Source organism: Serratia sp. 506_PEND, from assembly GCF_001076875.1.
GTDB classification, from domain to species: Bacteria; Pseudomonadota; Gammaproteobacteria; order Enterobacterales; family Enterobacteriaceae; genus Serratia; species Serratia marcescens.
On sequence record NZ_JVEL01000274.1, the window covers coordinates 1 to 7,873 of the forward strand.

At 60.0% G+C, this 7,873-nt stretch carries 11 protein-coding genes; 2 read left to right on the forward strand and 9 right to left on the reverse strand.

Going from position 1 to position 7,873, the window contains the following annotated elements; genetic code table 11:
* On the reverse strand, positions 1 to 181 hold a 181-nt coding region (locus ADK28_RS32705), incomplete at its 3' end, for a hypothetical protein (protein ID WP_204375368.1).
* Positions 182 to 583: 402 nt separating this feature from the next.
* On the opposite strand from ADK28_RS32705, the gene ADK28_RS07160 reads away from it, so the two are divergent.
* The gene (locus ADK28_RS07160; RefSeq protein ID WP_033641431.1) at positions 584 to 985 is read left to right on the forward strand and encodes a hypothetical protein; all 402 of its coding nucleotides are present in this window, start codon (positions 584 to 586) and stop codon (positions 983 to 985) included.
* Between the two features lie 8 nt (positions 986 to 993).
* On the opposite strand, the gene ADK28_RS07165 is transcribed toward ADK28_RS07160, so the two are convergent.
* The 3 genes from ADK28_RS07165 to ADK28_RS07175 form a co-directional block, all read right to left on the reverse strand.
* On the reverse strand, positions 994 to 1,638 hold the full coding sequence (locus ADK28_RS07165; RefSeq protein ID WP_048795278.1) for a Qnr family pentapeptide repeat protein: 645 nt from the start codon (positions 1,636 to 1,638) through the stop codon (positions 994 to 996).
* 74 nt (positions 1,639 to 1,712) lie between these two features.
* On the reverse strand, positions 1,713 to 2,786 hold the full coding sequence (locus ADK28_RS07170; protein WP_048795282.1) for an SMP-30/gluconolactonase/LRE family protein: 1,074 nt from the start codon (positions 2,784 to 2,786) through the stop codon (positions 1,713 to 1,715).
* A gap of 152 nt (positions 2,787 to 2,938) precedes the next feature.
* Positions 2,939 to 3,148, reverse strand: coding sequence for a hypothetical protein (locus tag ADK28_RS07175; protein WP_004941260.1), 210 nt, complete (start codon positions 3,146 to 3,148; stop codon positions 2,939 to 2,941).
* Positions 3,149 to 3,289: 141 nt separating this feature from the next.
* Between ADK28_RS07175 and ADK28_RS07180 the strand changes: the two genes are divergently transcribed.
* A complete protein-coding gene (locus ADK28_RS07180) occupies positions 3,290 to 3,640 on the forward strand; it encodes a GFA family protein (protein ID WP_016928050.1) in 351 nt (116 codons plus the stop codon).
* A gap of 13 nt (positions 3,641 to 3,653) precedes the next feature.
* Here ADK28_RS07180 and ADK28_RS07185 read toward each other — a convergent pair whose 3' ends face one another.
* From ADK28_RS07185 to ADK28_RS07205, 5 genes are all read right to left on the reverse strand, one after another.
* Entirely contained in the window at positions 3,654 to 4,826 is a 1,173-nt protein-coding gene (locus tag ADK28_RS07185; RefSeq protein ID WP_048795279.1) for a Gfo/Idh/MocA family protein, read from the reverse strand.
* A gap of 14 nt (positions 4,827 to 4,840) precedes the next feature.
* Positions 4,841 to 5,764: a TIM barrel protein gene (locus ADK28_RS07190; RefSeq protein ID WP_033640581.1), complete on the reverse strand. Its 924-nt coding sequence runs from the start codon at positions 5,762 to 5,764 to the stop codon at positions 4,841 to 4,843.
* A 186-nt stretch (positions 5,765 to 5,950) separates the two neighbouring features.
* Positions 5,951 to 6,982 (reverse strand): LacI family DNA-binding transcriptional regulator, encoded by a 1,032-nt coding sequence (locus ADK28_RS07195; RefSeq protein ID WP_048795280.1) that lies wholly within the window; start codon positions 6,980 to 6,982, stop codon positions 5,951 to 5,953.
* A 72-nt stretch (positions 6,983 to 7,054) separates the two neighbouring features.
* Complete coding sequence (locus ADK28_RS07200) at positions 7,055 to 7,471, reverse strand: DUF2000 domain-containing protein (RefSeq protein ID WP_004941246.1); 417 nt, start codon at positions 7,469 to 7,471, stop codon at positions 7,055 to 7,057.
* A gap of 98 nt (positions 7,472 to 7,569) precedes the next feature.
* A partial coding sequence (locus ADK28_RS07205) for a hypothetical protein (protein ID WP_048795281.1) occupies positions 7,570 to 7,873 on the reverse strand: 304 nt, incomplete at its 5' end.

The window sequence follows — 7,873 nt, forward strand, 5'->3', positions numbered from 1 at the left end:
CCAAACCCGTCATTTTATTGGTCATAGAGATATTTCCTTTATATTTTTGCGACGCCATAGGGCGATAGAGGTCTGTTTTTATTGGAAACTTATGGGGCACTAGAGAAGAGAATTCGCGGAAGAAGAGGTATCTGAGGGATATCGCTAATACTGAGAACTGCTTTACTAAAACTGCTTTCATAAGGTCTGAACTACAAACCGATGACGCTATTTACACACAGCTAAATTATTTAAGCAAGATATATTTTAAATTATATTCATATGGCTCATAAATTTATTACCGCAAAGGACCGCCTGCATCTGCCGCCAGCTCAGGGTTATCTGCGCGGCGTTCGGGGTGAAAAATAACGAACGATTGGACTCGCCGCGCCGGGGCCGATCATGAACGCGCAAACAGCCGCCGATTCCGCGTTCTGCTCTTCCCTTCACGCGAAACCACTCCCTGCTATAACACTGAAGAAAACCGCTTAATCGTCATGAAAGAGAAACAAAAGCTTAATAAATCAATCTGTTCTCGACACTGGTGCATTATCGTTGTTAGGATAATTATTTTACTTTACAGGAAATGACCTCAAGGATGGCTATGATGGGCAAAAGAACACTGACGCTAGCTGCACTGACGCTCAGTTTGGCAGGCTGCCAGCCGGCACCACCAAGCTATGTGGAAAACGCGAATGCCTTGATTGCCAAACAAATCAGCGCAATTAGCCCGCAAACGGCGCAGTGCAAATTTGCCCAAGACGGGCACTATTGGATTTCGGCTTGCTCATTGGGTAACGCGCGCGACACGCCGGTGTTCGCCCTGTTCGAACAGGAAGGCGTCATGCAGGCCAACGACAATCTGGCGATCGCCGTCGTGCCGCTCAACGAGCAGGCTCGCCACCTCTCACAGGATCCCCGCTTCACTATCCCGGTAATGCAACGCCGTATTCCCGTGGACGCAGAGAAAGCCTCCAATCGCTTATTTGCCCAACCGTCGCGTTAGCCATTCCCTTAACCGATGATTGCGATCCCCAGCCGCTCCAGCAGCTGCGCGGCCTGGTGGCTGTCCATTTTGACGCCCTGTAGATCGGTGGTGCGCAAATCCAACTCGCCCAGTTCCGCGTTGCTCAAATCACACTGGGTGACATCGGCGGCACGCCAGTCGAAACCGGAGAATTCGCCGCCGGACAGATCGGAACCGCTGAAACTGGCGCCGAACACCTGCGCACCGTGCCAGCGGTTTTCCCACAGCTCGCATTTCTCCAGCACCACCTTGGCGAAGTTGGCATAGCTCAGGTTGCTTTTGGTGATATAGGCGCTGCAAAACCAGGTGCGGCTGGTGATCATGTTCATAAAGCTGGCGCCGCGAAAATCGGCGCCCTGCGCGCGGCATTCGCGGATCTCCACCCCCAGAGCGCTGGCATGGCGGAAGTCGGCCATCGACAAATCGCAGCTTCTGAAGCTGGCGTCTTTCAGTATCGCGCGGCTGAAATTGCCGCCCTGTCGGCTGTCGCGATCGTAAAACTGGCAGCCGATAAACTCGGTACCGGTCAGATCGGCGCCCGAAAAATCGCACAGCATAAAGCTGCCGTTTTCAATCTTCTCGCCGGTAAAGCGGTTACGGTCAATCTTTTCACCCTTCAACATCAGACTCATCGCAGCACACCTGTTTATTTATACAGTCAATGCGCATTTAATCCTATTCCGGCGCGGTTGGCAATCGCCGTCGATCAGCGGCCATCCGCCGCGGCCGGTTCGAACGCCACCTTGACGATACTGAACGTCTTGGTACTTTCCGCCTGAGCGACGTCGGCAAACAGCCGGGGGTAACGGGAGTTGACGACCCACACTTCGCCATCCCGCAGCGCGGCGCCGGTCGGCCCATCCAATCCCGGCGGCGCGGCGACCGCGGCGATACGCGCGCTGGCCCAGCCGTCGGTCGAGGAGAGCAGTGACACGTCGCCGGACATGCTCCCCTTTTCATCCGGAAAAGACTGTACGATCACCAATTCATGGGCGTTTTTGAGCCGCAGCCCGTCCGGCCCTTTCAGCCGCTGCGGCAGCCTGATTTCACTGACCGCCGGCGCGTTCTCCAACGTCACCTTCCACAGCAGCCCGCGGGTGTAGTCCGCGGCAATCAGGTAGCCATCCGGGTGATACACCACGCCATTGAGATAAGGCCGCGAGCCCTGCGCAGCGGCGGGTGCTTCGGCCGGCATCAAGCGCGCTGAGCGCACCAAAATCGACGCCTGGCGCGTTGTCCGGTCGATCTTGTAAATCTGCGGCTGGAAGCTGTCGGTCACGTAGATATTGCCCTGCGCGTCGAGCGTCAGATCGTTGGGCAGCGTCGGCCCATGACTTAGCGATGAAAGATCGTACGTCTGCTGCAGCGCGCCGGTATCGAGATTGAACTCCAGCACCTGCGCCACGCGATTGCGCGTGCCAGCGGCAGAGTTGCGGGACACGCCCACGTCTTCGTTGCACACCAGCACCCGGTTGCGCTCGGCGTCCACCAGCATGCCGGAGGTGGTGATAAGCCCCTTGCCGGTGGAAAACCGCCGATAGCGGCCATCCGGGTAGACCAGGCCAAGCTGCCCGCCGCGCAGAGAGGAAATCAGGAACGCACCGGCACGTGCATTCCAGGCGATGCCCTCAGGGTAGGCGCCGGCGGCGTCCGGCGAAAACTCGATGCGTTGCGTGGCCTGCGCCTGCATAACGCCGCTGAACAACAGCGCTGCGCCGGCCAACTGGGTGACGCGTCGGCGGCGCGGCAATAAGAAAGAAAAGAAGCTGAAGCGGAACATGAGCATGACCCTGATGAGGACTCGGATCGCTAGAGTAGGATCGCGCCGCTCACGGCACCAGCCAGGAAAAAGGCAATGCGCCACTAAAAAAATCGCAGTAATCAGCGCAAAAAAAACCGCCCGAGACGGGCGGTTGACGTGACGGCGAACCGTTACTTCAGGGCTTCCTGAATGGCGTCGGCCATCGGGCCGATGTGCTTTTCCGCCGCCTTCAGCTGGAAGTCCACGCCGTTGCCGTCGTTGGTATCCGACAGCGTGGCCTTGATCAGTTCCAGCGCCGCCTGCACCGCCACCAGCCGTTTGTGCTGTTCGTCCGTGACCGGTTCGGCGCCCATATTGGCCGGATAGTAATGTTCTAACATCGCGATCTCCTTTTGATGACGTTAACCTCTAACCTAACAGAAAACCGTGCATTTACTAAGGAAACCAGGCCGGGCACGGCCGAGTGACGATAAATTGCACTATACTGGGCAAACACTCTCCCCTGTTACAGGATCATCGCCATGTCATTCCAGGGAAGCTGCCACTGCGGCGCCGTCACCTTTACCGTGGACGCCGAACTGCCGACCGAAGCCCTCAGCTGCAACTGTTCGATTTGCCGCCGCAAAGGGCTGCTGCTGTCGTTCTTCCCCATCAGCGCTTTCACGCTCAACAGCGGTCAGGACCAGCTCAGCACCTACACTTTCAATCACCACAGGATCCGCCATCAGTTCTGCCGAGTCTGCGGAGCCCAGCCCTTCGCCTACGGCACCGCGCCAGACGGCGCCGCGATGTGCGCCGTTAACCTGCGTTGCGTGCCGGACGTCGCGCTGGATGCGTTACAGATCCACAGCTACGACGGGGCCAGCGTCTGAGCGAATCGCTCGCTCAGTCGAAGGCGACCCAGCCGGCGTCGGTTTCGGCGGATTGCACGCAGCGCGCCACCCACTTCACGCCCAGCGAGCCAGCCTGCACGTCCGGGTACCAGAAGTCGGCCAGAAAGGCTGCGTCGCGCCGATCGGTGGCGTCCATCGCCAGCGCGAAGCGGCGGTAGAGATTCGACCACGCTTCAAACAGCCCCTCCGCATGGCCGCCGCCGATGCGATCATCCGCCAGCGCCGACGCGGCGAGATACGGCATGCCGCGCTCCAGGATCCGCACCGGCTCGCCCTGCACTTCGAAGCGCAGCTGATTGGGTTGTTCATCCCACCACTCCAGGCTGGCCTTTTCACCGACAATGCGCACCTTTTGGCCGTGCATCGAACCGCAGTTGACCGCCGAAGCCCACACGGAGCCGACGGCGCCGTTGTGATACTCCATCAGCACATAGGCATTGTCCTCCAACGGCGCGCGCGACGGCACAAAGCTTTGCCGGCTGCAGATCAGCCGCCGGATCTTCAACTGCGGCGCCATGGTTTCCGCCAGGAACAGCGTGTGGGTTGCCAGATCGCCCAGCACATAGCTGGGGCCGACAAAGCGCGGATCGACCCGCCAGCGAGTGCTGGGATTATCCTGCTCCACCGGCGCGGCGTGAAAGCCGTGGGCGAACTGCATATTCACCAGCCGAATTTCCCCCAGCCGGCCATCGGCAATCATCTGCCGGGCCTGCAAAATCATCTGGTGCCCGGCATAGCCGTAGGTCACGCCGATGACTTTGCGCTGCCGCTCGCACAGCGCCGCCAGCGCCTGCGCCTCTTCGACGCTGAAACACAGCGGCTTCTCGCATACCACGTGCAATCCCGCCTCCAGCGCCGCCCGGCAAATGGCGTAATGGGTGTTGTTCGGCGTGGCGATCGAGACCGCTTCGATGCCGTCCGCCCGCGCGGCTTCGGCGCGGAACATCTCGGCATAATCCGCATAACAGCGCTCCGCCGCCACGCCCAGACTCCGGCCAAAATCACGCCCGCGTTCGGTGTCAATGTCGAACGCGCCGGCCAACAGAGTAAACGCGCCGTCGCGCAAGGCCGCCGAACGGTGGATGTAACCGATCTGGCTGGTGCCACCGCCGCCGACCATGCCCCAGCGCAACGATCTCGCCAAAGGTTTGCTGCCGTTGATCATCGTGTTTCTCCTGATTAAAAGCCGAGGCCGCGCAAGTAGCGCAAGCTGGCGGCGACGTCCTGCAGGCTGCCCTGCACATTGCGCGGATCGCGCTCCTGCTCGATAGTGATCCAGCCCCGATATCCGCGCTCGGCCAACAGCGCACGCAGCTGCGGATAATCGATCGCCCCGCTGCCCAACGGGCACATGACGCCCTCGGCGCAGGCGGTGAAAAAATCGACGCCGCGCGCCAGCACCTCGCGGAACACCTGCGGATCGACGTCTTTGAAGTGCAGGTAATCAAGACGATTAAAGTGCTTGCTCAGCCAGGCAGCCGGGTCCAGCCCGGCGTAATACAGATGGCCGGTATCCAGGCACAATCCGGCGGTGTGATGCGGAATGTCCGCCGCCAACCGGTCGATTTCGTCGGCGAACTCGATGCAGCCGCCGGCGTGCGGATGCACCACCGGCCGCACACCGTATTCCCGCCAGGCCAGTTCGCTAATGCGCGTAATGTGCCCGATCATCCTCTGCCACTCCCCCTGCGACAAACGCGGCGCTAAATCTGAACGCCCGGCGAACCTGGCGCGTTGCGGATTGCCGAAATCGATAATCACCAAGAACGGCGGCGCGGCGCGATCGCCCTCGGTCGGCTCCGCCCTGGGCGCCCGCGAGAGGTTGCGGCATATCCGATGAGTCAGGGCCAGCAGGCGCTCAATGTTCGCCTCGCTGACCAGATCGTCAAAAATCGTGCCGGCCACCAGCGACAGGTGATGCTGCTCCAGCGCGGCACACAGCGCCTCGCTCTGCGTCGGCAGATAGCCCCACGGCCCCAGCTCGATGCTGCGGTAGCCGGCCGCCGACGCTTCTTGCAGAACCGTGGCATAGAGCGGCAAATGGGGGTTGTTCGGATCATCCACGCCCCAACTGCAGGGCGCATTGGCGATAGGCAAAGTCATGGCGACGGCTCCTTTTTTGCGGGGAATGCCGGCAGTATCAAACAAAAATTCCAAAACCATCAATAATGAAAATTTTATTTTTTGATAGAGATCGCGCTATTTTTGATAAATTATTTGATATTTTTTAATCAAATTCAGGCGGTGCCTGGCTGCGCCCTGACCTCGGCAAACACCACTCAGCGGCCGTCAGAGGTTTTCTTTGGTGATCACATCGAAGCGATTAATGATGTGGCGTAATCCCGGTTGTTCATCGGCGGCGAGTAACGTCTCGACGATCGTGGCGGCCAATTCGGGAATGCGGTGGCACAGCAGCAGATCCACCGTGCCGTCGAGCAGCGCCATTTCACCGCCCAGCACCGGGCCGTGGCACACCAGCGTGATGTCGCGCTGCCGGCCGCTCTCTCGCAACGCCTGAATAATGCCCTCCACACCGCCGCTCGGCGCGTAAAGCGCCGCCAGTTCCGGGTGGTTCGCCAGCAGTTCACGCGTGACCCGGCGCGCCGTTTCCGCGTCCTCGAGGCTGCGCACCGGTTCCAGCACACGCTGGCCGCTCATCTGCTCACGCAGGTAGGAGCGAAAACCGATCTCGCAGGCTTCCTGGCAAGTAAAACGGTTGTCGCCGATGATCACGCCGACGTCGCCCTGACGCCGGCACAGACGATCCACCGCCCAGCCGGCGGTGCGGCCCGCTTTTTGATTATCCAGACCGATGTAGCCGGCGCGGCTGGGCACCGATAAATCCGACAGCAGCGCGAAAACGTTGATGCCCGCCTGGGCGGCTTCTTCTACGGCATAGTGGATCAGGGGGTGATCCAGCGCCAGCACGCCGATCGCTTCCACCTGGCGGCTCAATTGGCTAATGGCGGCGGCGGTGTCGTCGATGGCATTGAGAGAGTGGAAGATGAACTGCGGCGGCTGACCCGGCTCATGATACGGTGCCGCTTGCGCCATCAATTCATCAGCCAGTTGCGCATAGAAAGAGTGTTCGCGCCGCAGCAGGATAAACCCCATTCTAAGGCGGCGCTCCGGCCTGCCCAGCACTGCCGACAGGCAGTGGGACTTCTCCAACGCGAACCCCAACTTTTTCGCTGCCTCAATCACCCGGCGCTGGGTGGCGGGCCGCACCGACGCGCGTTGGTTGATCACCCGATCGACGGTGGCGATGCCGACCCGCGCCTCTCTGGCGATGGCCGCCATGGTGGTTTTCTTACCGCTCATGTTCATCTCCATCAACGATTTGATGGAAAAATATCATAGCCGTTGCCGCCCCTGATGTGACGCCGTTCGCGATTAACGATAGACGGAGAACTTCTTGGTTAGCGGCTTAAGCTGCTCGGTGTCACCGTAGAGCGCCACCGCCACGAAATCCAGCTGCTCGTAGGGGGTATTGGCGGTGTCGGCGATCTGCTGCTCGGCGGAGTGCGACAGCATGGTGGTGGTGAAGAAGTTGGACAGCACGCCCTCCTCCTTGCATTTGAGGATCAGGTTGCTGAGCTGGCTGCTGTTTTTAGCCTGAAGGATGACGATCGGGTAGTGGCTCATGTTGGCGCTGACGCCGTCGAGACTGCTCGGATAGTGGTGAAACTCACGCTGTTCGATCAGATCGGTGATGCCCGCCGTCAGATGGCAGGAAGCGTTAAACAGCGTGGCCGGTTCGTGATTGCGGTTGAGGATGATATAAAACTTTTTCTCGTTGTCGCTGTACATACTCTTCTCCTTGAATAGGCAACCAGTTTTACCCAAGCTGCACAGGGTTTCAAGGCGCGAAAAGGGGCCGCGTCCGGCCCCGTGCTAACGCTGCCGGCTCAGACCGCGCCTTCACCCGGGCCGAGCGGCTGCGCCACCTGATGCAGCACGGTGATGTTCTGCAAAAGCGTGCCGCCGTCGATCGGTTTCATCTGGCCGTCGCGATCTTTATAGTGCGTCGGCTTGGCGCCATGGAAGAACAGCCCGGCGTTGACCTGTACGCCCAAATAGCCTGCGCTGGCCGGCAGGCGCTGCACGTCGGTCCAGGGGTTGGAAACCGGCACATACTGGAAGCCTTCGCTCGTCTTGGCGTACAGCGGGCGCAGCAGCGTGACAAAGGCCATCATCGGCGACAGCGCTTCT

Bases quoted from the DNA above. Each gene is read 5' to 3' on its own strand.
- ADK28_RS07190 (WP_033640581.1), bottom strand. From the start codon at position 5,764: ATGACTTTGCCTATCGCCAATGCGCCCTGCAGTTGGGGCGTGGATGAT.
- ADK28_RS07180 (WP_016928050.1), top strand. From the start codon at position 3,290: ATGTCATTCCAGGGAAGCTGCCACTGCGGCGCCGTCACCTTTACCGTG.
- ADK28_RS07185 (WP_048795279.1), bottom strand. From the start codon at position 4,826: ATGATCAACGGCAGCAAACCTTTGGCGAGATCGTTGCGCTGGGGCATG.
- ADK28_RS07170 (WP_048795282.1), bottom strand. From the start codon at position 2,786: ATGTTCCGCTTCAGCTTCTTTTCTTTCTTATTGCCGCGCCGCCGACGC.
- ADK28_RS07195 (WP_048795280.1), bottom strand. From the start codon at position 6,982: ATGAGCGGTAAGAAAACCACCATGGCGGCCATCGCCAGAGAGGCGCGG.
- ADK28_RS07160 (WP_033641431.1), top strand. From the start codon at position 584: ATGATGGGCAAAAGAACACTGACGCTAGCTGCACTGACGCTCAGTTTG.
- ADK28_RS07200 (WP_004941246.1), bottom strand. From the start codon at position 7,471: ATGTACAGCGACAACGAGAAAAAGTTTTATATCATCCTCAACCGCAAT.
- ADK28_RS07165 (WP_048795278.1), bottom strand. From the start codon at position 1,638: ATGAGTCTGATGTTGAAGGGTGAAAAGATTGACCGTAACCGCTTTACC.
- ADK28_RS07175 (WP_004941260.1), bottom strand. From the start codon at position 3,148: ATGTTAGAACATTACTATCCGGCCAATATGGGCGCCGAACCGGTCACG.